Origin of the sequence: Streptomyces sp. CB00316, from assembly GCF_001905595.1 — a bacterium.
Taxonomy (GTDB): Bacteria; Actinomycetota; Actinomycetes; order Streptomycetales; family Streptomycetaceae; genus Streptomyces.
This window is the reverse complement of record NZ_LIXI01000003.1, coordinates 565,489-590,437: the sequence shown is the minus strand read 5'-3', so window position 1 is coordinate 590,437 and position 24,949 is coordinate 565,489. Positions and strand designations below refer to the sequence as shown.

The 24,949-nt window shown below is 68.6% G+C and carries 18 protein-coding genes and 12 pseudogenes; 11 read left to right on the top strand and 19 right to left on the bottom strand.

The genetic code is table 11. The annotated features are described in order from the left end of the window. Window positions 1-503 precede the first annotated feature (503 nt). Window positions 504-2,474: a heavy metal translocating P-type ATPase gene (locus AMK21_RS10690; RefSeq protein ID WP_073876522.1), complete on the bottom strand. Its 1,971-nt coding sequence runs from the start codon at window positions 2,472-2,474 to the stop codon at window positions 504-506. Window positions 2,475-2,570: 96 nt separating this feature from the next. On the opposite strand from AMK21_RS10690, the gene AMK21_RS10685 reads away from it, so the two are divergent. Then, window positions 2,571-2,954 (top strand): ArsR/SmtB family transcription factor, encoded by a 384-nt coding sequence (locus AMK21_RS10685; RefSeq protein WP_073876520.1) that lies wholly within the window; start codon window positions 2,571-2,573, stop codon window positions 2,952-2,954. A 174-nt stretch (window positions 2,955-3,128) separates the two neighbouring features. Here the strand turns inward: AMK21_RS10685 and AMK21_RS10680 are convergent. Then, a pseudogene (locus AMK21_RS10680) lies at window positions 3,129-3,329 on the bottom strand (sigma-70 family RNA polymerase sigma factor); the annotation flags it as partial. Between AMK21_RS10680 and AMK21_RS10675 the strand changes: the two are divergent. Further along, a pseudogene (locus tag AMK21_RS10675) lies at window positions 3,327-4,458 on the top strand (transposase); the annotation flags it as partial. The pseudogenes AMK21_RS10680 and AMK21_RS10675 overlap by 3 nt on opposite strands. 162 nt (window positions 4,459-4,620) lie before the next feature. On the opposite strand, the pseudogene AMK21_RS10670 reads toward AMK21_RS10675, so the two are convergent. Next, a pseudogene (locus tag AMK21_RS10670) lies at window positions 4,621-5,390 on the bottom strand (FAD-dependent monooxygenase); the annotation flags it as partial. 151 nt (window positions 5,391-5,541) lie between these two features. On the opposite strand from AMK21_RS10670, the pseudogene AMK21_RS37060 reads away from it, so the two are divergent. Continuing rightward, window positions 5,542-5,760 (top strand): annotated as a pseudogene (locus AMK21_RS37060) (transposase); the annotation flags it as partial. Window positions 5,761-5,852: 92 nt separating this feature from the next. Here the strand turns inward: AMK21_RS37060 and AMK21_RS35930 are convergent. The 3 genes from AMK21_RS35930 to AMK21_RS10650 all read right to left on the bottom strand — a co-directional run bounded on the left by AMK21_RS35930 (window position 5,853) and on the right by AMK21_RS10650 (window position 8,208). Further along, window positions 5,853-6,611: an IS3 family transposase gene (locus AMK21_RS35930; protein WP_234421897.1), complete on the bottom strand. Its 759-nt coding sequence runs from the start codon at window positions 6,609-6,611 to the stop codon at window positions 5,853-5,855. A 5-nt stretch (window positions 6,612-6,616) separates the two neighbouring features. After that, window positions 6,617-6,943 (bottom strand): transposase, encoded by a 327-nt coding sequence (locus AMK21_RS10655; protein WP_073876516.1) that lies wholly within the window; start codon window positions 6,941-6,943, stop codon window positions 6,617-6,619. 368 nt (window positions 6,944-7,311) lie between these two features. Further along, window positions 7,312-8,208, bottom strand: coding sequence for a S1 family peptidase (locus tag AMK21_RS10650; protein ID WP_073876514.1), 897 nt, complete (start codon window positions 8,206-8,208; stop codon window positions 7,312-7,314). Window positions 8,209-9,449: 1,241 nt separating this feature from the next. On the opposite strand from AMK21_RS10650, the pseudogene AMK21_RS10645 reads away from it, so the two are divergent. After that, window positions 9,450-9,656 (top strand): annotated as a pseudogene (locus tag AMK21_RS10645) (transposase); the annotation flags it as partial. Between the two features lie 183 nt (window positions 9,657-9,839). On the opposite strand, the gene AMK21_RS36615 reads toward AMK21_RS10645, so the two are convergent. The 3 genes and pseudogenes from AMK21_RS36615 to AMK21_RS10635 all read right to left on the bottom strand — a co-directional run bounded on the left by AMK21_RS36615 (window position 9,840) and on the right by AMK21_RS10635 (window position 11,873). Further along, on the bottom strand, window positions 9,840-10,154 hold the full coding sequence (locus tag AMK21_RS36615) for a hypothetical protein (protein ID WP_267893906.1): 315 nt from the start codon (window positions 10,152-10,154) through the stop codon (window positions 9,840-9,842). A 37-nt stretch (window positions 10,155-10,191) separates the two neighbouring features. Then, a pseudogene (locus AMK21_RS10640) lies at window positions 10,192-11,294 on the bottom strand (leucyl aminopeptidase family protein); the annotation flags it as partial. Window positions 11,295-11,309: 15 nt separating this feature from the next. Further along, window positions 11,310-11,873, bottom strand: a complete 564-nt coding sequence (locus tag AMK21_RS10635; protein ID WP_073876807.1) for a DUF2087 domain-containing protein — start codon at window positions 11,871-11,873, stop codon at window positions 11,310-11,312. Window positions 11,874-12,209: 336 nt separating this feature from the next. Between AMK21_RS10635 and AMK21_RS10630 the strand changes: the two are divergent. Next, window positions 12,210-12,969: pseudogene (locus AMK21_RS10630) on the top strand (transposase family protein). A gap of 13 nt (window positions 12,970-12,982) precedes the next feature. On the opposite strand, the gene AMK21_RS10625 reads toward AMK21_RS10630, so the two are convergent. Both AMK21_RS10625 and AMK21_RS10620 read right to left on the bottom strand, forming a co-directional pair. After that, window positions 12,983-13,288 (bottom strand): hypothetical protein, encoded by a 306-nt coding sequence (locus tag AMK21_RS10625; RefSeq protein WP_199863173.1) that lies wholly within the window; start codon window positions 13,286-13,288, stop codon window positions 12,983-12,985. After that, window positions 13,195-13,509: an AfsR/SARP family transcriptional regulator gene (locus AMK21_RS10620; RefSeq protein WP_374198616.1), complete on the bottom strand. Its 315-nt coding sequence runs from the start codon at window positions 13,507-13,509 to the stop codon at window positions 13,195-13,197. Before AMK21_RS10620 ends, AMK21_RS10625 begins: the two co-directional genes overlap by 94 nt. A 1,012-nt stretch (window positions 13,510-14,521) precedes the next feature. On the opposite strand from AMK21_RS10620, the gene AMK21_RS10615 reads away from it, so the two are divergent. Continuing rightward, window positions 14,522-14,884, top strand: a complete 363-nt coding sequence (locus AMK21_RS10615) for a cupin domain-containing protein (protein ID WP_073876510.1) — start codon at window positions 14,522-14,524, stop codon at window positions 14,882-14,884. 167 nt (window positions 14,885-15,051) lie between these two features. Here AMK21_RS10615 and AMK21_RS10610 read toward each other — a convergent pair whose 3' ends face one another. From AMK21_RS10610 to AMK21_RS10600, 3 genes and pseudogenes are all read right to left on the bottom strand, one after another. After that, a complete protein-coding gene (locus AMK21_RS10610) occupies window positions 15,052-15,348 on the bottom strand; it encodes a hypothetical protein (RefSeq protein ID WP_073876508.1) in 297 nt (98 codons plus the stop codon). Beyond that, the gene (locus tag AMK21_RS10605; RefSeq protein WP_234421887.1) at window positions 15,345-15,536 is read right to left on the bottom strand and encodes a toxin-antitoxin system HicB family antitoxin; all 192 of its coding nucleotides are present in this window, start codon (window positions 15,534-15,536) and stop codon (window positions 15,345-15,347) included. The genes AMK21_RS10610 and AMK21_RS10605 overlap by 4 nt, the downstream gene beginning before the upstream one ends. A 390-nt stretch (window positions 15,537-15,926) precedes the next feature. After that, window positions 15,927-17,077: pseudogene (locus tag AMK21_RS10600) on the bottom strand (IS1380 family transposase); the annotation flags it as partial. A 113-nt stretch (window positions 17,078-17,190) separates the two neighbouring features. Here AMK21_RS10600 and AMK21_RS35925 point away from each other — a divergent pair. Further along, on the top strand, window positions 17,191-17,355 hold the full coding sequence (locus AMK21_RS35925) for a hypothetical protein (protein ID WP_234421903.1): 165 nt from the start codon (window positions 17,191-17,193) through the stop codon (window positions 17,353-17,355). A 332-nt stretch (window positions 17,356-17,687) separates the two neighbouring features. Here the strand turns inward: AMK21_RS35925 and AMK21_RS35920 are convergent. From AMK21_RS35920 to AMK21_RS10585, 3 genes and pseudogenes are all read right to left on the bottom strand, one after another. Beyond that, window positions 17,688-17,944 (bottom strand): annotated as a pseudogene (locus AMK21_RS35920) (hypothetical protein); the annotation flags it as partial. 19 nt (window positions 17,945-17,963) lie between these two features. After that, window positions 17,964-18,539, bottom strand: coding sequence for a hypothetical protein (locus tag AMK21_RS10590; RefSeq protein ID WP_073876506.1), 576 nt, complete (start codon window positions 18,537-18,539; stop codon window positions 17,964-17,966). 252 nt (window positions 18,540-18,791) lie between these two features. Then, window positions 18,792-19,428 (bottom strand): annotated as a pseudogene (locus tag AMK21_RS10585) (transposase family protein); the annotation flags it as partial. Between the two features lie 746 nt (window positions 19,429-20,174). Here AMK21_RS10585 and AMK21_RS10580 point away from each other — a divergent pair. After that, window positions 20,175-20,708 (top strand): GNAT family N-acetyltransferase, encoded by a 534-nt coding sequence (locus tag AMK21_RS10580; RefSeq protein WP_073876504.1) that lies wholly within the window; start codon window positions 20,175-20,177, stop codon window positions 20,706-20,708. Here AMK21_RS10580 and AMK21_RS35365 read toward each other — a convergent pair. Next, window positions 20,673-21,805, bottom strand: a pseudogene (locus AMK21_RS35365) (IS630 family transposase). The gene AMK21_RS10580 and the pseudogene AMK21_RS35365 sit on opposite strands and share 36 nt — an antisense overlap. Window positions 21,806-21,935: 130 nt before the next feature. Here AMK21_RS35365 and AMK21_RS10565 point away from each other — a divergent pair. The 3 genes and pseudogenes from AMK21_RS10565 (at window position 21,936) to AMK21_RS10555 (ending at window position 23,958) form a co-directional block, all read left to right on the top strand. Then, the gene (locus tag AMK21_RS10565) at window positions 21,936-22,217 is read left to right on the top strand and encodes a hypothetical protein (RefSeq protein WP_073876502.1); all 282 of its coding nucleotides are present in this window, start codon (window positions 21,936-21,938) and stop codon (window positions 22,215-22,217) included. A 547-nt stretch (window positions 22,218-22,764) separates the two neighbouring features. After that, window positions 22,765-23,623 (top strand): annotated as a pseudogene (locus AMK21_RS10560) (tyrosine-type recombinase/integrase); the annotation flags it as partial. Next, a complete protein-coding gene (locus tag AMK21_RS10555; protein WP_199863154.1) occupies window positions 23,620-23,958 on the top strand; it encodes a helix-turn-helix domain-containing protein in 339 nt (112 codons plus the stop codon). The pseudogene AMK21_RS10560 and the gene AMK21_RS10555, both read left to right, overlap by 4 nt. Before the next feature lie 240 nt (window positions 23,959-24,198). Here AMK21_RS10555 and AMK21_RS34825 read toward each other — a convergent pair whose 3' ends face one another. After that, a complete protein-coding gene (locus tag AMK21_RS34825; RefSeq protein ID WP_143194856.1) occupies window positions 24,199-24,684 on the bottom strand; it encodes a hypothetical protein in 486 nt (161 codons plus the stop codon). Between the last annotated feature and the right edge of the window lie 265 nt (window positions 24,685-24,949).

Sequence of the window (24,949 nt, the reverse complement as noted above, 5' to 3'; positions counted from 1 at the left end):
TTGGGGTCCACCGCCGGTGGTCTTCGCCGATACCGGGCCGGTCGCTCCCGCCGTCAGCGCGACGGCGTACGCGGCCGCGACGCGTACGCCTTGGCTCCGGCCGCGCGGGCGGTCGGAGCCAGGAAGGCGAAGATCCCGGCGCCGGTCATGGCGGCCCCGAGCCCCATCATCACCGCGTCCGCCGTCCCCAGACGCCGCGGAGCTCGTCCGGCAACCCGGCTGCGGACGAAGGGACGCTGCTCACGTTCGTCACTCCTTGCCAGGTGTGCCCGCGGCGCTCCGCCGGTCTGCGGGCACGGTAAGGGATCAGCCTGAACACCGCATGGCAGGCTGGATGACGGTGGCGGGTTCGCACGCGTCGCGGCAGTCGGTGTGCCGGGATTCGTGGTCAGCCAGGGCACTTTGGCGGGGGTGCCGCAGCAGCATCCCCGGCAGGCGGTGATGGTGCGGGGCGCCGGCCTCCCCGGACGGTGCAGCCGTGCGGTCGCGGCGGGCGCGGCCACTCATGCGGTGTCCCTGGCGAGGGAGTTCTTCCAGGCTCGTTCGCGCAGGAGGCGCAGGCCGTTGAGGCCGACGATGACGGTGGAGCCCTCGTGGCCGGCGACACCGAGTGGCAGCGGGAGCGTGCCGATCAGGTCCCAGGCAACGAGCACGGTGATGAAGATCCCGGCGATGACCAGGTTCTGGATCACGAGGCGGCGGGCTCTGCGGGACAGGTCCACGATGGCGGGGATGGTGGCGAGTTCGTCGCGGACGATGACGGCGTCGGCGGTCTCCAGCGCGAGGTCGGAGCCCGCCTTGCCCATCGCGATGCCGGTGTGGGCCGCGGCCAGAGCGGGGGCGTCGTTGACGCCGTCGCCGACGACCATCACCCGGCGTCCTTCGGCTTGCCATTCCTGGACGGCGGCGACCTTGTCCTGCGGGAGGAGCCCGGCGCGGACGTCGGTGATGCCGACCTCGGCGGCCAGGCGGCGGGCGGCGCGCTCGTTGTCGCCGGTCAGCAGGACCGGGGGGCGGCCGGCGAGGGCGGTAAGGGCTGTGACGGTGGCCTTGGCGTCCGGGCGGAGCCGGTCGCAGATGCCCAGCACTCCGGTCGGTGCGCCGTCGCGCAGGACGAGTACCGCGGTGCGGCCCTGCTCCTCCAGTGCCTGCACCAGGCGGCTCGCCTCCGTATCGGCGCTGAGGCAGGCCGGCGATCCGACCTGAACGGCGTGGCCGTCGACGGTGGCGCTGACGCCCGCGCCGGGTGTGGAGGTGAAATCGGTCGCTTCGGCGAGGCCGAGGCCGCGTTCGCGGGCAGCGTGGACGACGGCGCGGGCCAGGGGGTGCTCGCTGGGGTGCTCGGCTGCGGCGGCCAGCGCCAGCAGGGTGTTCTCGGTGAAGCCGGAGCCGGGTGCGGGGTGGATGTCGGTGACGCGGGGGGTGCCTTCGGTGAGGGTGCCGGTCTTGTCGAGGGCGACGGCGTCGACCTGGCCCAGGCGCTCCATGACGACGGCGGATTTGGCGAGGACGCCGTGGCGGCCCGCGTTGGCCATCGCGGACAGCAGCGGCGGCATGGTCGACAGCACCACCGCGCACGGCGAGGCGACGATCATGAACGTCATGGCGCGGAGCAGTGCCGTCTGCAGTTCGTCGCCGAAGGCGAGCGGGATCGCGAAGACGGCCAGCGTGGCGAGGACCATGCCGATCGAGTAGCGCTGCTCGATCTTCTCGATGAACAGCTGGGTGGGGGCCTTGGTCTCGGAGGCCTCCTCGACCATCTTCACGATCCGGGCGATGACCGAGTCCGAGGGGTCCCGCTCGACGCGGAGCCGCAGGGCTCCGGTGCCGTTGACCGTGCCGGCGAACACCTCGTCGCCGGGCTTCTTGGCGACCGGGAGGGGTTCGCCGGTGATGGTGGCCTGGTCGACGTCGGAGGTCCCGTCGATCACCTGGCCGTCGGCGCCGATCCGCTCGCCGGGCCGCACCAGAACGGTGTCGCCGACGCTGAGGGAGTCGGCGGGCACGCTCTCCTCGCCGCCGCCGGTCAGGAGCCGGGTCGCGGTGGTCGGCGCGAGGTCGAGGAGTCCTCGTACGGAGTCGGCGGTGCGGGCGGTCGCGACCGCCTCCAGCGCCCCGGACGTGGCGAAAATGACGATCAGCAGTGCCCCGTCCAGGACCTGGCCGATGGCGGCGGCGCCGAGCGCGGCGACGACCATCAGCAGATCCACGTCCAAGGTCTTGTCCTTCAGCGCCTTCAGCCCCTCCCATCCCGGCTCCCAGCCGCCTGCGACATAGACGGCGGCATACAGCGGCGCCCACGCCCACGCCGGGGCGCCGAAGAGATCCAGCGGCAGGGCGATCAGGAACAGGACCAGCGAGGCCAGCGCCCACCGGGCCTCCGGCAGCGCCAGCATCCGCGTCCGGCGGCGCGGCGGCACCGGACGCGGGCCTGCGGCGGGCGGCGCGGGCCGCTGGTCGAGAACTGAAGACATGACAAAGAACCCTTCACGGGCGGGCGGATGGGGCAACGCCCTCACCATACAGGAACACATGAACAGGTCTTCAGGTGTCACCGGTATGATGGCCCCATGGGTCACGGAACGGGCAGCGTCGGCAACGCCACCACACGCGAGCGCCTCGACGCGGTGGGAACCGCCGAGGTCGCCGCAACCCTCCAGGCCCTCGCCGCCCCTTCGCGGCTCCACATCCTGGCCCGGCTCCAGGAAGGCCCCTGCTCGGTGAGCGACCTTGCCGAAGCCGTCGAAATGGAAGCCTCCGCCTGCTCCCACCAGCTACGCCTGCTGCGCAACCTCGGTCTGGTCACCGGCGAGCGTCACGGCCGCTCGATCATCTACGCGCTCTACGACAACCACGTCGCCGAACTCCTCGACCAGGCCCTCTACCACGTGGAACACCTGCGCCTGGGCATCCAGGACTCCGTGACCGCGACACCTGCGACCGTCGGCGACTGACCGGCGCGTAAGCCACGCGGGCGGTCCGGCCGTGCGCTCGGACCTGCCCCCAACGCCTGGGCCGACGCCCCCGGTTCGGCCCCGCGAAGCGCCGTCCCACCATGCCTCGCGTACACAGGCACCAGGACGACAAGCGGTCAGCCGCCACCGCGTCCGTACAGGAGATGCCCCTCCTCAATTCTGGGTGAGCATCTGCTTTCGGAGCTTGGCGAGAATGCGGTTCAGGAGCCTCGAGACGTCCACCTGAGACACACCGAGACGTTCGCCGATCTGGGCTTGGGTCATTTCCTGTCCGAAGCGCATCGCCACGATCTCAGGGTCCCGATCGTCGAGTTCTTCCAGGAGCGGGGCCAGGGCATGCAGGTCCTCGACCAGCCCGGCGCGCACACCTCACGCAGCGGATCCTGTGCCACACCTACGGCCGGGCAAGGACCAGCACATCCCCGTGCCAGGCTGGCCCTACTCGGTGATCTGCGCACTGGAATCAGGGCGAAGCTCCTGGACCGCACCGCTGGACGCGCTGCGTCTGGCACCGGGTGACGATGCCGCCACCGTCACGGCCCGGCAGATACGCGAGCTCATCGAGCGGCTGGTCGAAGCCGGGCAGTGGAAAGACGGTGATTTGGAGATCTTGATCGTGGTGGATGGCGGCTACGACGTGCCCCGCCTGGCCTTCCTGCTGACGGATCTCCCAGTGCAGGTACTGGGCCGGATGCGCTCGGACCGCGTCCTGTGCCGGGCGGCACCGCCCCGCGGGCCCGGCACCCGGGGCCGACCGCCCCGTCACGGTGGTGAGTTCGTCCTCGGTGACCCGGCCACCTGGAACACACCCGACACCCAGACGGTGACCGAGACCCGTCTCTACGGCACCGCCGCCGCCCGCTCCTGGGACCGGCTCCATCCGAGGCTGACCCACCGCTCGGCCTGGACCGCCGAGTTGGGTGCCCTGCCGGTCATCGAGGGCACCGCGATCCGTCTGCAAGTCGAGCACCTGCCCAGCGGTGCCACACCGAAGCCGGTCTGGCTGTGGTGGTCGGGCACCGACGCCACCACAGCCGACGTCGACCTTCTGTGGCAGGCGTTCCTGCGGCGCTTCGACATCGAGCACACCTTCCGCCTGTTCAAGCAGACTCCGGGCTGGACCTGCCCGAAGATCCGCAGCCCCGAGGCCGCCGACCGCTGGACCTGGCTGATCGTCGTCGTCTTCACCCAGCTCCGGCTCGCCCGCCCACTGGCGGCAGACCTCCGGCGGCCGTGGGAGAAACCGTCCCCGCCCCACAGGCTCACCCCCGCACGAGTCCGCCGCGACTTTCGGCACCTCCGGCCGAAGGCCACCTGCCCAGCCGAAGTACCGAGATCTTCCCGCCCCGGCCCCGGGCGGCCACTCGGAAGCAAGAACACCCGACCCACCCCACGCCACGACGTGCACACAGTCGGCAAACCAGGCTCCGCGAAACAACGAACCAAGAAGTCAACAACCCCTCGCCCCCGCCGCACAGGTTAGAGATCAAGCTAGGGGCCCAGTCCTGCTGCTGACCGGTCTACCAAACGCCGGCCGCGATACGCCGCAGCGGTGCTAATCGCATCGAGAACCAGACCGCGCCCCTCGGCTCCGGCGTCCTCGTCCCGTGGCTGAGGGGCAGCGGGTCGGGATGCGGCCTCGGCGTCATCGGCGCCCTGCGTCCTCCCCGCCGACGGCTCCGTCGGTTTCGCCGGGGACGGAGGCAAAGCCGTGCAGCCAGGCGGCCTTCTCGTACAGCTCGGTCTCGGACAAGGCGGACAGCATCGCGTTGCGGGCCCGCGCCCCTTCGCCAGCAGGGTGGTAGAGCTGGGTGCCCATCTCCCGGGCGAGGAGCTGCGCCGCGGCGGTGCGGTCGAGCGCTCCGCCGCGTACGTCTCCAGGCGTCCGGCGAGGGTGTCGCGGTCGACGTCGCGATCCAGCAGCGCGCCGAGCACGACCGCGTCCTCCAGCGCCATACAGGCGCCCTGAGCCGCGTACTGGCGCATCGGGTGCGCCGCGTCGCCGAGCAGTGTCACGCGGCCGTCGGTCCAGCCCTTGACGGGGTCGCGGTCGCACAGGACCCACGTCCGCCATTCGTCCCCGAGTTCCAGCAGGCTGCGGGCGGTCTCGTCCATGCCGGGAAACTCCGAGAGCACGTGGTCGCGCTCGACCAGGTCCCCCGCGACCGCGACGGTCGCGCCGTCGTTCCGGGTGGCGGCAAGGTTGAGGAACCTGCCGCCACCGATCGTGTAGTGCACGAAGTGCCATTCCGGGCCCTCCCACAAGGAGACAGCGTTCCAGCGCAGGTCCTCGGGGACCTTCTCCATCGGGATGACGGAGCGGTAGATCGTGTGCCCCGACACTCCTGGCTCGCCGTCGCCGACGAGCTGGGAGCGGACCCTGGACCGGATGCCGTCCGCGCCGATCAGCGCGTCATCGGGATGGCGTCCCTTGTCGTGGTGTAGCCGATCACCGCTAGGGAGTGCGCCGGGGGCGTGCGCCGATGGGGTCTCGCTCCCTGCCCGTAAGGCGGGCCATCGTGCAACTCTCCGTAGTGAACGGGCAGTTCAACGCGGGAGGTGCAGGATGGCCCTGTCTCAGCATGACCTACTCCGGCTGCTTGAGTCACTACGTTCGGCGGACGGACTCGAACTCGTCCGCAATGTGGCCGAGCGGATGCTCCAGGAGCTGATCGAGGCCGAGGCCACGGCCCGGATCGGCGCGGAGTGGAACGAGCACACCGAGACGCGCACTGCGCTTCGCAACGGCCACCGCGACAAGACGCTCAGCACGCAGGCCGGCGACACGTCCGTCCGACGGCAGCGCTTGCTGCGTGCCCGGCCGGACAGTCGACAGATCAACGCCAGGACACCCGCGGGGTCGGTCATAAGCAAGAGTCAGACCGTCGCGGCCGGGACTACCCGATCCTTGCGGGATCCGGTACGAAGAGAATGACAGTCCAGAGCGTCCCCGACCGTGCCGATGCTCGCCGCGAGACCGGCGGCATCCAGGTGCTCGGCGAGCCGGAAACTCGTGTACTGCGACCCGGCATCTGAGTGGTGGATCAACTCGCCGCGAATATACGGGTGTTGGTCACGGTCGCGTTGCCACAGGGCCATCTCCAGGGCATCCAGGACAAGCTGGGTCTCCTTCGTCGTGGCGGCCGACCATCCGACGATGCGGCGGGAGAAGGTGTCGACGACGAAGGCGACGTAGACGACGCCGGCCCAGGTCGCCACGTGCGTGAAGTCCGCTACCCAGGTGCGGTTCGGCGCCGTGGCGACGAAGTCACGCTCGACGCGGTCAGGAGCCCGCTCGGCCCTGTCGTCGGGGATCGTGGTGATGATCTTCTTTCCGCGCACCGCGCCGGCGATGCCGAGCTCGCGCATCAGGCGCTCTACCGTGCAGCGGGCCACCTGGTGGCCCTGCCGGTGCAGCTCGCGCCAGATCTTCCTGGCCCCGTAGACACGGTAGTTGTCGGTGTAGATCTTGCTGATCAGCTCCTTGAATCCGGCGTCCCGCAGCTGCCGGGCCGACGGCTCGGCGAGCCGCTTCTTGTAGGCGTAGTAAGTGGAGGGGGCGATCTTGCAGTCGTGCTCCGTGAGCGTTCTACAAATGGGCTCGACGCCGCCGAAGCGGTCCCGGTGCTCGTCGATGAACGCTACGAGCGTGTGTGTGGCCGGTCGAGCTCGGCCGCGAAGAAAGACGCCGCAGCCTTCAGGATGCCGTTCGCCCGCTTCAGCTCGGCAATCTCCTTCTTCATAGCCTTGATCTGGGCGGACTCCTCCGTTGTCGTCCCCGGACGCCGACCGGAGTCGATCTCGTCGCGCTTCACCCAGTTCCGCAGGGTCTCGGCCGAGCCGATGCCGAGCTTCTGGGCGACCGCCCGCAGCGCGGCCGACTCGTTCGGGTAGTCACCGCGGACCTCGGCGACCATGCGGACCGCTCGTTTGCGCAGCTCAAGGGGATAGGAGGAGGAGCGTGCCATGACTCAATCCTTTCACGGAATCGAGTCTCTACCGAACCCGGAACGGTTCACACCGGGGCGTCCCCGATGAACGCCTACCCGAACGACCTGCTCACCTCCGCTCGAGCGGAGGTGAGCAGGGCTTCAAGAGCGCCTTGTCCTGGGCCCGTACCTGCTCTTCGCGCGAGCGGAGGTGAGCCGCGGCAGTTGATCGCGCGGCCGCCGTCGATCGCGGGTGTAGCTCCCCGGTGGCGAACAACAACCTGCCCACCCGGTACTGCTCCCCGTGCCCTTGGCTGCGACCAGGAGCTCACGCCCGCCGGGGTGTGCCGGTGCGCGGGTCTTCGGGCGCTCGGTCGGCCGTCAGCCCGAAGACCCGGTGGCATGAGCTACAGGACTGTCGCCCCGTAGGCGCTCAGCGCTTCGGTGACGGGCTGGTAGAACGTGGTGCCGCCGGTCCGGCAGTTGCCGCTGCCGCCGGAGGTGAGACCCAGAGCGGTGCTGCCCGCGAAGAGCGCACCACCACTGTCGCCGGGCTCGGCACAGACGTTGGTCTGGATCATGCCGTACACGATCCCGCTGGAACCGTAGTTGACCGTGGCGTTGAGGCCGGTGACCGTGCCGCTGCGCAGCCCGGTGGTGCTGCCGCTGCGGCGGACGGACTGGCCCACGGAGGCGTTGCCCGCCGTCGTGATGTCCTGGTAGGAGCCGTTGTACAGGTAGACCCGGCCGTCGGCCGCCGCCGGGTTGGAGTGGCGGATGATGCCGTAGTCGTTGTTCGGGAAGCTTGTTCCGGTGCGTGTACCGATGGACCAGCTGGCGCTGATGTTGGTGCAGTGGCCGGCAGTCAGCGCGTGGGCGACGCCGTTGACCGAGACGTTGAAGCCGAGCGAACAGCGGCTGCCGCCGGTGGTGATGGCCTCGCCGCCGGCGATCAGCGGGCTGAATTTGCCTTCGGTGCGTTTGACTGTCAGTTCCACTTTGGACTTTGCCAGCGCGCTCTTGATCTTGGCCAGTTCGGAGTTCGACACGGTGCTGTCGGCGGTGACGACGATCTTGCCGGTGCTCGCCTCCGTGTACCAGGCGGTGCCCGCCACATCAGCGGCGAGGACGGCGGAGCTGGCGTCGGCGAGCTGCGAAACGGTCGTCTTGGGCTCCGCCTCAGGAGCGGCGGCGGCCGAGGGTGCTGCCAGGGCCGCGGCGGCCACCAGACCGGATGCCACGGCGAGGAGCCGTGCGTGTCTGGCCGTCGTGCTGCTGATCGGCGAGAAGCGCTTGAAGGTCACGAGGTCCTCCGAGGTATGGGGGGGCAGCCCCGGTCGGGTGAGGTGGGGCTGTTGGTGCGTGGGGTTCCCACCCAACGATCATTGGGCGTGAACCTGTCAAGTTGCACGCTGGAATCGTTGACGGCGGAGGCCCCTGACGCAAGGTCGGATTCGCGCCCGCGAGCCCGGAATGAAGTGGACGACGACGAGTGGCGGTAGACCTGATCCATCACGCACAAGTACCCTCAAACGAGAAATTGGGATCTATCTGAAAGAATTCATCAGGCCGACATGTCGCCCAGATGCGGTAAATGACCTCGACGCGGCGGAAGGCGTAACGAATTTGTCATCTATTTACATAAAGTTACCATCGGTTACGCTGTGGTTGCGTATGATTCGCTCCGCACCGGAGACCTCTGCATCCCACTCGCATCAACCGCAAAAGGCGTATAGGCGACAAGTTTCCTTGATTAGGCGATAGGGGAATGTCGCCGACGCATTGCCTATTTGCCGCATCGTTCGACTGGCCGAATACTTGCCTCCGCCCTTGAGGTGCTGCCATCTCCGATCTGAATACGTCCGGAGATGCCCTCTTGCGGACCGGTTCGGCGTATGCAGCCGGTCCCCGGTGACGACCGTTCCGGTGTGCGCGGCAAGCCCGAGGCTCCTCCGTGCGGGCAAGGGAGGGCGACACCTCCACAGCAACATCACCGGACCGCCGCCACAACGGCCTACCTCGGCCGACACGATGAGGCGCACAAGCCGTCGTGGCCCTGGCCGACAAGCGACATGGGCGTCGGCACGCGCCGTCGGCGCTTCGGCGTTCGTCGTGCCGGGACGTTTGCGGAGCTCGATGCCTCCCTCACGAGGGCCCTGGCAGGGGTTCCGCCAGAACCCGCTCCCCTCCCCAGCCCTGGGGCAGCCGCGCCCACCACCCGGCCGCGGGACACGGGAGGACAGGGGGAGCTCACGGTGTCGGGTCGCTCAGGTCATCCCGTCGGCGTGCCGCCGTGCTCGGCTGCTCCGCCAAGCGCTTCGGCCAGGGGGCGGGGAGCAGGCACTGCTCGTCGGCGTCACCGCGCCGCCGGACGCGTACCGGTCGCGGGAGCGCTTCGCTGTGACGGGGCGGCCGCGGTATGAACGGGCCCGCCTGGAGCCGTGCGGGTGCGTCAGATCTGAACGACGGCTTGGTCACGTGTCCAGCCCCGGCCGTCGGCCCAGATCCGCGAGGTCGTCGAGCGGCCGTCGGCCAGTGAAAGCCGGGCGACCCTGAGGTCCTGGTTGTGCTGGACGCCGGATACGCCGCCCCGCGCATCGCCCATCTGCTGTGCGGACTGCCCATCGAGATCCTCGGCTGGCTCCGTTCCGGGCGGGTGATGCGCCGGCCGACACCGCTGCGGGTCTACGACCCCAAGGCCGGGCGGCCGCCCAAGCACGGCGGCGAGTTCGTGTTCGGCGACCCCAGCACCTGACCTGGGGAGACGCGCTTTCGGGGTGTTCGCGTGCGGTGTTCGCCGTGCCGAGGTGTGGCGAACGCCGGTCCTGACGCGGCAAAGACGAGCTTCGGGGGCTTTGACCTCGGGCTTTGTGCCCGGCGCGTCAGGGGAGCGTCGGGTGAATGGTTCTGCGGGCCGTTGAGGGGGACGTCGCACTTATCCGGCAAGCCCTTGCTCTCGGCGGGCGCCGTGTCCGGGATCGGCGAGCGCCCGTAGCGTCTCCAGCAAGGTCCGTACCCCGAATCCCGTGGCCCCCTGAGGGACCTCGCCGTACGCTGGCTCGTCATTCCACACCGGTGCCGCGACGTCCAGGTGCGCCCAGCGTGTGCCGGGGGTGACGAAGTCGGCCAGGAACAGGGCGACCTGCACTGTGTCCCCCCGGCGGTGTGAGCAGTTGACACGGTCGGCGACGGCAGAGCGCAGGTGCCGTCGCTCGTGCGCGAGCAGGGGGGAGCCGCCACAGGCACTCACCGGCCCGCTGTCCGGCCTCGACTAGGAGGTCGGACAAGGCGTCGTCGGCGGAGAGCAGCGCGCCCGTCCGCGTGCCCAGGGCGTGGGCGGCCGCAGAGGTGAGCGTGGCCACGTCGATCACCACATCGGCGCGGCCCGGTTCGCTTGCCAGCGACAAAACGTCGGCGAGAAAGACGCGTCCCTCGTTGTCGGTGTGCGTGATCTCGGTGCTGGTGCCGTCACGGTGCCGCACCACGTCCCCCACGCGCAGGGCCCCACCGTCGGGCATGTTCTCGGCCAGGGGCAGGTGGGCACGGACCCGGAGCGGCAGGCCCAGCCGGGGAAGCGCCATCACGGCACCGACGACGGCTGCGGCCCCGCCCATGTCGGCCTTCATCGTGTGCAGTTCACCGGAGGGCTTGAGGGACAGCCCGCGGAGTCGAACGTGACCCCCTTGCCGACCAGGGCGACGGTGAGCGCTGCGGGACCGTCGGGCTCGTAGACGCATTCCACGTAGCACGGAGGCTCCGACGATCCCCGGCCGACGGCGGTCAGACCCACCAGCCCCAGCTGTTCCAGTTCGGCCTCCTTGTACACGGTGTGGGCCATCCCGGCTTGGCCGGCGGCCGCCGCGATCCGGTCGGCGAAGACGGTCGGGGTCAGTTCGCAGGCTGGGGCGTTGACAAGGTCCCGGGCCAGGCAGGTGCCGTCAGCCGCGGCCAGCGCCTCCGCGAGGGCACCCGGGCCGGCGCCCGTGATCCGGAACTCGGCGGGGAGCGGCGGCCCATGCGAGGACCGATGGGCGTCGTACCGGTAGAGAGCCAGCCTGGCACCTTCCGTGACCGCGTGGACATGATCGTCCGGGGCAAGACGGGCTCCGGGCGGGACCGCGAGATCCATGCGGACGGTCCGGGCGGGCCCGACGGCCCGGGTGGCGGCCGCCGCCACTCGTAGGACGGACCAGGTCAGCGCATCCTCGGGGCCCAGGCCGACATTGAGGAGGACACCGCGACCGTCCTCGGCCGGTTCGGCCACCACCTGTCCGGGCCGGGCAAGGAAGCCACGCCTGCGAACGAAGGCGCTCGCTCCAGCGGCGGAGTGCCAGGGCCGGACGATCACATCGGCGTGCTCGTCCGGCGTTGCGGCGCGGAAGGTGGTCATGGCGTCGTCGCTCCTTCAGGCGCGCGCGTAGCGGGCGGTGCTGTCCCGGGTCAGCAGCCCCTCGTCGACGAGCGCCCGGCGCAGGCTGACCCAGTCATCCAGCCAACCGCCGCAGATGGCGTTCACCTTGGGCTCGTCGTAGGTCACGCCCTTCTCGAAGGACTCGGCGACCACCGTCAGCACACGGTTGCGGATCTTCGCGTTGCCGGGGATTGAGGCCAGGCGGCCCTTGCGGAAGTAGGCGCCTGCGCCGTCCCCTCCGTCCCGGCCGGTCAGCCGCACCTCTTCGCGCACCGCCAGCCGGAAGGTTTCGTCGATGAGGCTGTAGGTGCCCTGGTCCGGGTCATGAGAAGCGATCCGGCCCTCGGTCAACTTCTGCAGTGCCATCGCGGCGGCGGTGGACCGCAGCCCTGTCCGCTCGGCCACCTCGGTCACGGTGAAGGCGCCCAGCACGAGGGCCGCGTAGGCCGAGCGGCGGTCTTCCTGCGCGAGAAGTCCGACCAGGTCGCGACAGGATGGCGGGCGCTCCTGCGTCCCGGTGGCGGCCCCGTCGTCGAGGGTGTTCTGCTCGGAGGCGATGTCGGAGGAGGCGGGTCGCGGGGTCTCGGTGGCGCTCAACTGCTCACTCTGCTCTCTGTTCGTTGGCTCGTTTGGGTTTGGCATGGGCTTGGTACGGCTGGGGATCCCACGACTATGCCGTCCCGGCGGCCTCCGGCAAGGTGCCTATCGCGCGCTCTCGGATGTTTCCGGCCAGTCCGCCGCCGGCGGGTCCCCGAGCCCGTGGACCGGCCCCAGCGACAAGGAGCCTTTCCAAGCTGGCGGCGTTGACCACGAGTTGGACGGTCCTGCGTAACGACGAAGCTCCTGGTAGATGGGTTCTCGACCAAGATCACCCGTGTCCGCCAGGAGCTTCGTGTGCTTGTCTACCCGTCGTCGATCGATCTGTCCACCCGCACCCTGCGGTTCCTGACCGGGCAACTGACAGCCAGGCGGAGGGAGATCGGCACGCGGTGGCGGCGGCTTCCCGCAGCGCGACAGGCTCTGCTGGCCCTGGCCCACCTGCGGTGCGGTGACACCTACTGCACAGCTCGCGGCCGGTTTCGGCATAGGGATCGCGACCGCCTTCCGCTACATACGGGAGGCCGTCGACATCCTGGCCACCCTCGCCCCGTCCCTGGCCGAGGCGATCAAGGCGATCCGGGCGAAGGCGTTCGTCATCCTCGACGGCACCCTGCTGCCGATCGACCGGATCGCCGCCGACACCCCGTACTACTCCGGGAAACACAAGCGCCACGGCATGAACGTCCAGGTCCTCACCGACCCGTTCGGACGACTGCTCTGGGCCTCGCCCGCGCTGCCCGGCTCCACTCACGACCTCACCGCCGCGCGACAGCACGGGATCATCGAAGCCCTCGCTGAAGCGCGACTCAAATGCTGGGCTGACAAGGCGTATCAAGGTGCCGGCGGAACCGTCCGAGTCCCGTTTCGGGGCCGCCGTCTCAAGCGATGGAAGCGCCGTCACAACACCACCCACACCAAGATCCGCTGCCTCGGCGAGCAGGCCATGGCCACCCTCAAGGGCTGGCGGCTCCTGCGGAAGCTCCGCTGCAGCACCAACCGCATCACCGACGTGGTGAAGGCCGTCCTCGTCCTTCACCACCACGCGTCAGCCTGAGGTTGGAAAGAGCTCACTTCCCATGCAGCCCCAGCGGCGCCAGTTCCAGATGCGACTTCACCGCGTCCCAGTCCCGCGCGACCTCCTCGGGCGTGGCCTCCGTATCCACCTCGTTGGCGAGCCAGCGCAGCCTGTTGGCGGCGGCCAGGGAGGCGGCCCGTTCTGCCGCGGTCGGAGCGGAGTTGTCCCGGGCCGTTTCGTCGATCTTGTTGCCTATTCCGGTGCTCACATACCCCTTGACGTCCAGGTACATGAAGCGGACGCGCCCTTCGAGCGGGTCGTTGAAGGTGATCCAGTAGTCGCGAACGCTCTGGTGCATGGTGCCGCCCTCCTGCCTCTGTCTCGTGGACGCCCGGGAAGCATCCGGGCGAACCGAGGCGAGGGCTCCACACCGAGCTCCTCGTCCAGCAACCGGCAGAACGCAGCGTAGTGACGCACCGCCTCGGCGACGTTCCCCTCCGCGAGAGGCGCCGACATCACGGCCCGGTGCGCGCTCTCCCGCGGCGGCTCCGCGCGGGCGCTCGCCCAGGCCGCCTCCATCGCCGGCGTCGGTCTGCCCTGCCGGATCAGGGCCTCGGGCCAGTGCGTCGAGAGCGTGCAGCCGCAGTTGCCGAAGCCGTTCCCGCTCCCGTAGCACCCAGAAGGTCTCGGTGTCCAGTTCCAGCCGGAACTGGCCGAGCATCGCAGCCGGGGAGGAGCAGAGACCACGTTCATCGCCTTCTCCGACGGGCGTGTCGTTTCCATTCTCTGCCCCGCTCTCACACCGTGCAATTCAGCGCCGGTGATGCTGTGGTGACGCCCCGGTGACACCCATGTCCGTACCATCGAACAAACGCGACTCGACAGCGGCATCGCCCGCCGCCGCCGGGGCGGGCGAATTCGCGCGCATGGACGGCGCCACCTACCCCGTGGACCTCACCCGAGCCGCCACCGCTTTCGCCGCGGTCATCACCCTCCCCGCCGTGGTCGCGGCGCCCTCGCCGCCCTCTTCGCCTGAACCAGCCCGCAACACCCAGCATCGAACGATCTCCTGGTCTCTCGTTCGAGGTTGTCGTGCCTTGCGGACGGTGTTTCGGTCGGAACATCTGGGCGGCTTTCGCCAAGCCTCAGTCGGCCGAACCGAGTTCCTCACGGTCCATGGCCATCTCCAAGCAGAGAAGGGGCGACTACAGGGGAATGAGTGAGCGGCCGTCACACGTGCCTGACAAGCCTTCACACTTCGTCGCGACCGACCCGAGATGACCGTCGTCCCCGCCGGTCCCTGTCGACTGCGCAGGATCTTCGCGTAGCAGCGGGCCAGCCCCCGCGATGCTGTGGCCGGCGCGTGGCGCCACTTCGACCGGGTCGCCCCCGGCATTGATCCGGAGCGAGACGCCGGGAGGGCCGCCCACTCCCGTGCGGTCAGCGGGCCCCCTACTGGCCGACCGGGGAAATCGCGTCGCCGACTCGCGGCGGTCGCCGGCACGGTGGACAATGGAACGGTGCATATCGCCCAGCGTCAGACTCTCCGGGGTGCTCCTCGGTGACAGGTTTTCCACCCCAGGAGGAAACCATGTCCGGTCTCGTCCGCAAGAGCCTCGACTCGCCCGACGAAACACGCCCCTTCGAAGAGCACAAGGGCAAGCTCGAACTCGTCAACTCCGAAGCGGGTGCCGTAGGAAGGGCGACCTTCGAACCGGGCTGGCAGTGGTCCAAACACGTCAAGCCGATCGCCGGGACCGACAGCTGCCAGGCCGCACACACGGGCTACTTGATCTCGGGCCGCATGAAGATCGTCATGGATGACGGCGAGTCAGCCGAGTTCGGTCCGGGCGACTTCATGATCTGCCCGCCGGGTCACGATGCCTGGATCGTCGGCGATGAGACGTGCGTCATCATCGACTGGTCGGGGTTCGGCGACTACGCCAAGCGGTAGTGAGATCGCTCGCTCGGCTCATGGCAAGCTGAGCCGAGCGGCACGTGGCTAGGTTCACGACCGTTCTCGTGCACGAAGCCACGGCACGCAACTCCCGCGGAACGCAGCTGGGGCCCTCACCCGGTTACACGGTGAGGGCCCCGGCCCGTACGAACGTCCTGTGTGCGTCAGAGGTCGAGGACGGCCCGCAGTGCCTGGCCGACCCGCCCCATCACCGCAGGCTCGACCGCGCCGAGGCGCTTCGCCCCGTCGAACCGCGTCACCTTGAGCTGCTGGACGTTGACGGCGACTGCCGTGCACGGCACCGGCTCCTCGATCACCACGGACATCGCCGTGTCCGGGAACCGGCCGGGCGGATGTAGCACGATCGCGAGCAGCGCGCCGTACTGCTCCTCCAGCCCGTCCAGGGAGATGATCAGGACCTGCCGGCCGTCGCCCAGCTCCCAGATCTCCCCCCGCCTCACAGGCTGTCGCCTTCACCGGCGAGGGCGTCACCCAGGCCCAGCGCGGCCAGCTGCCGCGCCGAGTCCAGTACTGCCGCGTGGCGGGCGGCCTGGACGATGTACGCGTTCATCGACAGCCCCGCTGCCGCGGCGGCGGCACGGATGGACGGATCGATCTCATCAGGGATACGCAGCGTCATCGCGGTCATGCCACAGAGGCTAGTCACCACACTGCGGTATCGCCAGCTGGTGGCATGAACTGGTACCAGGCAAAGCCACCACTCTTGTCATAATCGAATATGTGTTCTTATGCGTCGAACGCACAGGCCACCTGCCGGGTCCGTACGTCAGGGGGCGCGGCGGTGCGGGTGCGCGTGCCTCCGGACTCCGCGTGGATCAGCCGGCCGAAAGGTCATCCCGCTCCATGGGGGGGGGCACGGTTGGCGTGATCGTGGTCGGCGGCGAACCGGCCGGCTTGATACCCACGGCGGGCTGCCGCTGGCCGGCGTGGGCGTTGTGACCGTCGAACGGCGGCCTACGACCACTGACCCGACTGGTTGCGAGCCGGTAGTCGGCCGTCCCAACGTGGAGGGGTACGCCTTGCCGCACCGGATGTGGTCCTCGACGGTGGCATGCCCGCGGTGACGGACCTCCAGGAACTGGGCGGAGCCACCACCGGAGTAGGGAGTGTCGGTGAGAAACACCTGGTGCCGCAGGCCCTCGTCCTGGTCGAACAGGGACAGCTGGGCGCCGGGGTGCGGCCGCTCCCGGCGCACGATGATGCGCGTGCCGGCCGGATAGCCGGTCAGCTCGACCATGCCGGTCAGCTCGGCGACCTCGGCGCCGGCACGGAGCGAGCCGTCCTGGTCCAGGGCGGGATGCCACAGACGACGGTCGGGTATGGCTCGGATCGCGTGGCGGACAGGCTCGGTGACCGCGTATCCGACTGAGAAGGAGGTAAGAATTTTTCGTTTCCGTACGTCTCGGACGTAGGTGAGGAAGGCCTTCGCGCGGATCCGGCGCTGTCGGTGCGGACGAGGATGTCAGTGCCGTGCCGGAGGACGTCGGGGATCTGCGCGAGTGCCTGGTCGAGCACCGTGATGTGGTCGCTCGCGGTGCTGGCGCCGGCGTTTCCGGGACGCAGCCGGCCGGACAATCCCTCTCCGGTGATCGCGAGGAAGCACAGCAGCGGGTGGAATCCGAAGCTGCCCTTGTAGGTGGGTGCGGCCTGGTCTTTCTCGGAGTGGCAGGCGACCAGCGTGGCGTCGAGGTCCAGGACCAGCCCGGGCAGCATGCGTCCCGCAGCCCGGACTGCGGGTATGTCCTCACCTTGCTCGACGGCTTGCAGCCAGGCGATTTCCCGGGCCTGGGCACGGGCGGAGCGCAGAGCGGTCAGTGTCCTCTCATCGGTGTCGGCGAGCAGTCGCCAGGCCGTCGGTGTCGAGGCGACGGCGCCGAACACCTCGCCCTGGTCGCGCAGTACTGCCAGGTCCGCGATGGCCTCGCCTCCATCGGCGAGCATCACCGCCAGGTCGGTGGCGATCCGGCCCGGATCGTGTCCGGTCCCGCGCGGCCGAAGCGGCCTGAGAGCGGCGGAGTACGCGGCGGTCAGCCCGGTGGCATCAGCGAGATCCGCCAGCAACCGTGCCCCGGCATGCCCGACCACCCCCGAACCATCGGCACTGACATGGCCCTTGGGACGCAACCCGATAGCCTGCACGTAGAAAGTGCCCTCCGCCTGGACCGACAGAACCCCTCAGCAAGGTTCATCGTTCCAGGTCAGGAAGGCACTTTCGCGTTTCCGCCTCACCAGCTGCCGTACCCAACCGAAACGGCGAGGCTAGCGGCAACGCCCACCGGCGTTTGGCCCGCTGGCGCAACGGCTTCGTGGCCAACTACTTCCACATCATCGAGACGACGGCCAACGACCGGCTGCAACACTGGCTGCGCCGAATCGAGGCCGGCAACGCCGCCATCCGCGACGGGGAGGAGGGAGAGTTCGGGCGCCGATCGAGGTCCGGCTGCTGAGCGGCGAGGTCCCCTTGAACTACCTCATCAACTTCAGCCGGGACCGTTTCGCCCAGGCCGTGGAACTCGGAGTACAGCATGCGCGCCGCTGGTGCACGGACCAGGGGATCCCCTGGAAGGCTGGAGCACCTCCTGGCCGCCCCGACGACCCGACCCGCATGCGTTTCACCGAACGCATGGTCGGCCGTGTCGTCTTCGGGGAGGACGACGCCCGGCAGGCGGCCTCGTCGGCGGGCGGAGCTGCCGCCGACATCGCCCTGCACCTGACCGTCAACGTCAGGGGAATGGACCGCTTCCTCTCCGGTCCCGAGCACGAGGCCGAGTTGCGCGGCCGTCTGCGACCCGTTCTGGAGGGTGCGGACCGCCTCGCGGGAGAGCGGGTCGAACTGGTACTTGATGATGCCCGTGCCGTCCGAGCGCTGGACAAGGTTGCCGTCACCGTCGTACTCGTACGTGACGGCTAGGTAGTTAGAAGAGTCGACGTTCTTGACCCGTCACGGTTGTCGTACGTGTAGACGACCGTGATACCGCGGGCGTCCTTCACCGTCTCCGGGCGGCCCAGCGCGTCATAGGTGTACGAGGTGTCACCGCACCATTGCCGCCTGCAGTTACGAGCCGGGTTGCGCCGAGACGGCCACGGCCGGGCTGTAGAAGACGGAGCGCCCCTGCTTGGAGCGTACGAACAGTCCTTGCGCAACTCCCTGTTCCAGGGTGTTGCGTACGACGGTTACCTGTACTGCGCGCTCAGGATGTGCCTCGGTCAGCGCCGAGGACACCTCCGCAGCCGACTTGGGCTCACTCTGTCCAGTCAGGTGGGCCGTGGTCAGCTCAAGCCAGGTCGGCTCACCGGGCTTCTTGGGCGACGCCGCCTTCTTCGACGTCTTGCGCCCGGTGGCGGCACCCGCCTTGCCCGCTGCCGGCTTGCCGTTGGAGCGGCGGGCTGCGGGAACCGCGGCTGTCTTGCCGCCCTTGCCCTTCTTGGCCGTCTGCTTGGGCGTGGTGCCGAGCACCTCCTGCATCTTCGTCAGAACCTGCTCGCTCTCCTCCAGGCGGACAAGTTCCTCCTGCAGCCGTGCAAGTTCGGCGCGCACGCTCTCCTGCTCGCTCCGGTTCGCCGACAGGTCGTCCGTGACGCGCTGGGCATAGTCTGCCGTGATGCTCGGGGTGGGAGGGTTTTTGGACATGTGGTCCTCGATTTCGCGCGATGGTGGGTGAGTGTAGCGATGATGGTACCCACACAGATCAGGCCACCCTCCAACAACCACGGAGACATCGCAGCCACCTGACGTGCACCGCTCTCGAACACACAAGCCTGCTCGCGTCCCTTCACCCAGCCCTCACTTGCCCAGGGCGGCCGGAAATCGCCGCAGCTCCATGAGGGTGCGAGCGCCACGGACGGCAGGTCGCCGTTGCGGTGCACTGAGCTTTTTCCAACCTCATGCTGACGCGTGGTGAAGGACGAGGACGGCCTTCACCACGTCGGTGATTCGGTTGGTGCTGCAGCGGAGCTTCCGCAGGAGGCGCCAGCCCTTGTGAGTGGCCATGGCCCGCTCGCCGAGGCAGCGGATCTTGGCGTGGGTGGTTGTGGCGGCGCTTCCATCGCTTGAGGTGATGGTCCCGAAACGGTACCCGGATGGCTCCGCCGGCTCCTTGATACGCCTTGTCTGCCCAGCATTTGAGGTCCGCATCGGCGAGGGCTTCGGTGATCCCGTGCTGTCGTGCGGCGGTCAGGTCGTGAGTCGAGCCGGGCAGAGCCGGCGAGGCCCAGAGCAGCCGTCCAGACGGATCGGTGAGGACCTGGACGTTCATGCCGTGGCGTTTGTGTTTCCCGGAGTAGTACGGGGTGCCGGCAGCGATGCGATCGATTGGCAGCAGGGTGCTGTCGAGGATGACGAACGCCTTCGTCCGGATCGTCCTCATCGCCTCGGCCAGGGACGGGGCGAGGGTGGACAGGGTCTCGACGGCTTCACGTATGTAGCGGTAAGCGGTCGCGATCCCGATGCCGAATCCGGCGGCGAGCTGGGCGTAGATGTCACCGCACCGCAGGTGGGCCATGGCGAGCAGGGCCTGACGTGCGGCGGAAGGCTCCGGGAAGAATGCACGCATCAGCCTGATCTTCGATCACGTACCGGGAGGGATCGCCGCCAGCTCGTCCGGGGGGATACGGCCGAGGGCCTTGGCCTTTGCTTCTGGAGCTCCGCCCTGCGCTCGGCCTTCTTCGCCTCGTGCTTCGCCTTGCCCTCCGGGGACCCGCGAACAACGTCATGTGATCACCCCCCGCATCGGGAAGTCGACGAGTGGATGAGCAGCGCAATCCCATTCTGGCCCCGATTAGGAACCGGCAGCCAGATATGGCGGGCGTCAGCGGACTTCCGGTAGCGCCTGGTCCACCCAAGCGGTATGCCCGAAGGGTGAGGAGCGAGAAGCAAGGCCTGCGTCCCCCGGTGGAGCCGTGCTCGCCCAGGCCCGCGAGGCCATCCCCCGGCCGGGGGCGCTGCGCGGCGGGCTCGCCATGGACCTGAGACGGCGCAAGCAGCCATCGCCACCGCTCGCGGTCGCTCGCACTCGGATCTAGTGCCGCATCAGGCAACGTTGGCCCTGTTGTGGTGTGACGCGCCGCCCGGCTGCTTGGCCGGGCGGTATGGGGCGGCCACCTTCGACGTGCAGCGATACAAGTACAGGCCCGTGCACTTGCCTGTTAGATTTTCCTTGAGTAACTAACCTTCCCGGTCCGGAGTTCGTATCCGCCAGGGAGGCTTTTTCATGCCCGGAAACAGATTTTCTCGGGCTGAATTCGACCACCCCCACCACGGAGTCTCGTGTCAGACATCTCCCTGCGCTTCGCAGACCTTGCCGACAAGCCCGTAGCTGAACGCCTATGGCTGATGTTCCGACATGACATGTCGGAGTTGGAAGGTGACCTGCCCAACCCCGACGGATCCTTCCGAGACGAATGGCTTCACATGGCCTTCTCCGGCCCCGACCGGGCACCGTATCTCCTGACGAGCGCTGACCGGCCCATCGGGTTTGCGTTCGTCCGCGGTCTGACTGGTCCGACGCGCGTGATGAACAGCTTCTTCGTGGTGCGCGGGGCACGACGGGCGGGGACCGGGATGCACGCTGCTCAGGGCATCGTGGCCCGGCATCCGGGGCCGTGGGAGATCGCGTTCCAGGATGCCAACCCGGGCGCGGTGAAGTTCTGGCGTCGCGTTGCCACAGAGATCGCCGGCGACGCCTGGACCGAGGAGCGCAGACCGGTGCCGAACCGGCCGGACCTGGCACCTGACGTCTGGATCTCGTTCAGTACCACGGCCGGATCAAGCAACGTTCGCCCTGTTGACGACGGCGCGTAGGCGCCGGTCGTCGGCGTGGCGGTTTCGCCAGATGATGTAGCGGCGGATCATGCTGCCCTGTTCCTTGTGGCTGGCGTGGTCGGTGCCGTCGAGGGTGAAGTAGCGCAGGGCGGTGAACTGGGCCTCGATGCGGTTGAGCCAGGAGCTGTTGGTCGGGGTGTAGGCGATCTCGACGTTGTTCGCCGCGGCCCAGGTGCCGACGCGCTGGCACTTATTCGTGGTCAGGTGCGGGGAGAAGTTGTCGCAGACGATCGCGATACGGATTTCGGGTGGGTAGAGGGTTCGCAGGTAGCGCAGAACTCCAGGAACTGGGTGCGCTTCTTGATCGGCTTGATGTGGCCGTAGAGCTGGTCCTTGGCCAGGTCCAGGGCGGCGAACAGGTGCCGTACTCCGTCGTAGCGGTTGTAGGTCGCCCGGCGCCTGCGGCGGGGTTCGCGGACGGGGTCCTTGTGCTTGCCGCCCCGTTCGGCCCAGTGCCGGCCCGGGTGGGGCATCAGGTTGAGGGGCCCGAACTCGTCGATGCAGAAGATGATTTCGGGTTCACCGTCCTCGGGTATGACCTCGCCGTCGGCGATCGCGTAGAGGTGCTCGACGCGGGCCTTCTTGGCCGCGTAGTCCGGATCGCGGGAGGTCTTCCACGTCTTCAGGCGTTGAAAGGAGACGCCTTCCTCGCGGAGCAGGATGCGCAGGCCCTCGTGGCTGATGTCGTCGACCACCCCCTCGGCGACCAGGAAGTCCGCCAGCTTGGTCAGACTCCAGGTCGAGAACGGCAGGTCGTGCTCGGTCGGCCTGGACTTGGCGATCTTCTTGATCTCGCGCCACTCGGGCAGCGTGAACGTCCTCGGCCGCCCGCCCTTGTACTTCGGATACAGCGAGTCGAAACCGTCCATGTTGAAGTTGTGGATCACGTCCCGGACCCGGTCCGCGCTGGTGAACGACACCTCGGCGATCCTCGCCACCAACATCCCCTGCGCAGACAGCAACACCATCTGAGCCCGTCGCCACGTCACCACCGAACCGCTGCCCCGGCGGACGATCCGCAGCAGCCGCCTGCCCTCGTCGTCATCGATCTCACGCACGCGTACACGTTCAGCCACCCGGACAGCATGCCGTGACCGCGCCGCCCCGGACGACACCGGGGGCGGCGCGTCACAACGGGGCGAACGTTGCCTGATGCGGCACTAGCGTCGTTCATGTCCGTCTTCGCACGTGAAACGAGGAACTGAGATGGCGATTCTGGTAGTCAACCAGGCCGAGGGCTGGAACCAGGAGCTTTACCAGGCAAGCTTCGACCGGGCGATCCCGGACCGTACGAATCCGCCCGCCGGGCTCATCGCCCACTTTGCGGCGCCCGCCGACACGGGCGGCTGGCAGGTCATTGACGTATGGGAGTCGGAGGAGGCGTTCCGGCGCTTCATGGAAGAGCAGGTCAAGCCGGCCGCGCAGGAACTAGGGGCACCACCGTTCGAGTCGAAGATGGTCGAGGTCTACAACTCTCTGATTCCGTAACGGCCGCGTGGGCGTGGTCCCGTGACGAATCAACGCGTCGGAGGTGTAACGGTGAGGGCAGCCCTGGCCTGCGGGTGGCGCGGGCGACGGACTCGGTGCTGGTAAGTGGGACGGGCACCGGGCGCCTTCACATCCACCAGGGCGGGCGGCCCCTTCCTGCTTCAGACCAGGAAGGGGGCGCTGGTCCAGAACCGCTTCCTCGACCTCGTGGCGGCCTCGGCCCAGCTCCCGGCGGGCCTGACTCCTCGACGGCGAACTACTCGTCCTGAACGGTGACGGAACCATGGACTTCGGGCGCTCCAGCGCAGGGCGGCGTCCGCTTCTCCTCGGACGATGCGGACCCTCGCGGCGGCGCACCCGGCGTACTTCGTTAGTGGATGACGTGCAGGTTCCCGGAGAGCCTTCAAGAGCGGTGGAGGCGCTCGTCAGCAGGTCAGCGGGGTGCGTGACCCTCGTTTCGCAACCTCCAGGAATTTGCGAGTAACTGATCGAAGTTCGATGAAACTCCAGTAATCTCTGTGCTCGTGTCAGATTTCGAAGGTCGCACCCTCACGCTCGTGCCGCTGCCACGTGCCGCGGAGGAGGGCCCAGGTCCACGCGTTCTTCGCCTTCCTCGAACAGCGCTACGCCCACGAGATCATGATGCGGTTCGGGGCGACGGTGGAGCCACCGGTCGGCCCGTTCAACAGGCCCGTTCACCGTGGGGACTTCGGGCTGAGGATCCCGCCCTCGCAGACGGCGATGAAGGAGTTCTTCGCGCGGTGGCGGGAGCAGTTGCCGTATGCCCGGAAGTACGCCGTGGCCTGTCGCGACTACGTCATGACGAAGATCGCATACATCTCCGGTGTCCGGGCCGCAGAGCTGTGCCCGGTGACGATCGGCGACGTCCACTGGGAACACGGCCAGTGGGGCCGGTTCGTCGTCCAGGGCAAGGGCGCTCGCGGCTCGGGGCCGCGGCCCCGCGAGGCGTACCTGTTCCGCGAGGGGCGCGAGTTGCTGGTGGTAGATCGAGGAGGTTGGGCGGAGTTCGGCGACGATGCCGATCACCCGTCGGCGCCCCTGTGGCCGTCTGAGCGGAAACCCAAGGCGATAACGGCGCTGAACCTGCCGATCGCGCCGGCGATCACACCCTCGATGTTCCGGCGCCAGCTCCACGCGGCGGCCGCGAGCTACCTGACCGGCCCGGTCACCGACCTTTTCCCGCACCTTCTGCGGCACGCCTGCGCGACCCACAAGTACGAGCGAGGCATGACGTTGTGGGAGGTCCAGCGCATTTTGGGCCACCACTGGGCCACTACGACTCTTCGGTATATGGCGACTGCACAGGCCGACCCCGAGCATGCCAATGTTGCAGCGAGCTCGCGGGCGGCCAGCGCCTGGTGATGGACAAGGGGAACCTTCGGTGAAGTGGAATCTCAGGATGGTGGCCGCTCAGCGAGACCTGTGGCGTCCCACCGAGCTGCTGGAGGCGTTCAAGACGGCCGGGTTCACCCCGTCGCTGAGCAAGGTCGCAGCGATGTGGAGCGGCACACCGGTCACGGTGCGGCTCGACGACCTGGACAAGATCTGTGCGGTGCTGAATTGCACCGTTGGCGATCTGCTCCAGGCCGAGCCCCTGGAAGCCGCTGCAGGGGAGAGCGAGGCACTGCCGAAGGCCGTGGGAGCTGAAGGCTCTGGCGGGGGTCCCGTACGGCCGACGCCCCGTCGACAGGGCAGCCCTCGCTCACTGCCGCCGAATTGACCGATGCGGGCCAGATCTCACCCCGCCAGTGCCCGGACTGCAAGGGCCGGGGGAAGCTCGGGACAACGGTGTGCCAGGGGTGCACGGAGTGGCGGAGGAACCATCCCGCGCAGGGCGTGTGCCTGCGCTGCCGCCACACGGGATACCTCAACACCGACCGCCTGTGCCGGGCATGTCTGCACGCTGTCCGGCTCGAAGCCGACGCCGAATGGGTCACCGACCCCGAAGGCGCCGGCCCGTTCAGTCGCCAGCTGATGTTCCTCTGCTACGGCCTCGCCCCCACCCACGCCCAACCCCTGAAAAGGTACCGGCCGCACCGGCGTCGATCAGCGCGAGCGGCTGCACTGGGTGGAACACATACGCGCGGCCGCGGCCCCGACGCGGGACGACCCTGCGGTCCTCCCACCCACTGTCCCGGGGCAGCTTCCGCTCTTCCCGGTCCGCCGGATGCTGTCCATCGATGTCTGTCGGCGCATTCTGCAAAGGCCGCTCGCCGGCTATCGCGACGTCGTCGAGCACACGGCTGCGTTCGCGGCGGAGACCGGCATCAGCAAACCCATGCAGCGCAAGCTGCACGAGATGCTGGACCTCGCGCTCGCCATACGCGACACAGACGGCGACGACCTCGTCGACGAACTGCTCCTCGACGACATCCCCAACTACGGCCGGTCCGTCCGGGCGGTCCTTCTGCGGGCGGGGATGCTCAGGCTTTTGCCAGAGCCTCACGAATCTGACCGCCCCCAGCGGCCACGGACTACGCGCCGTGTTCGGCCGCCCCGGACGATGACATCGAGGTCCTGCCGGCAGTGCGGCTGCTGGTTCACCGCGAAGACGACGGTCACCTGCGAGCCCTGCTCGTCCTTCGCCTTCCGCAAGAGAGGGAACCTCCCGGCGTCCCCGGGAGGGTGTGACCGCTGCCACCGTGTGGACCTGCCGCTCGCCGGCGGACACTGCCGCGGCTGCCGCTGGCACATGGCCAACTACATCTCAG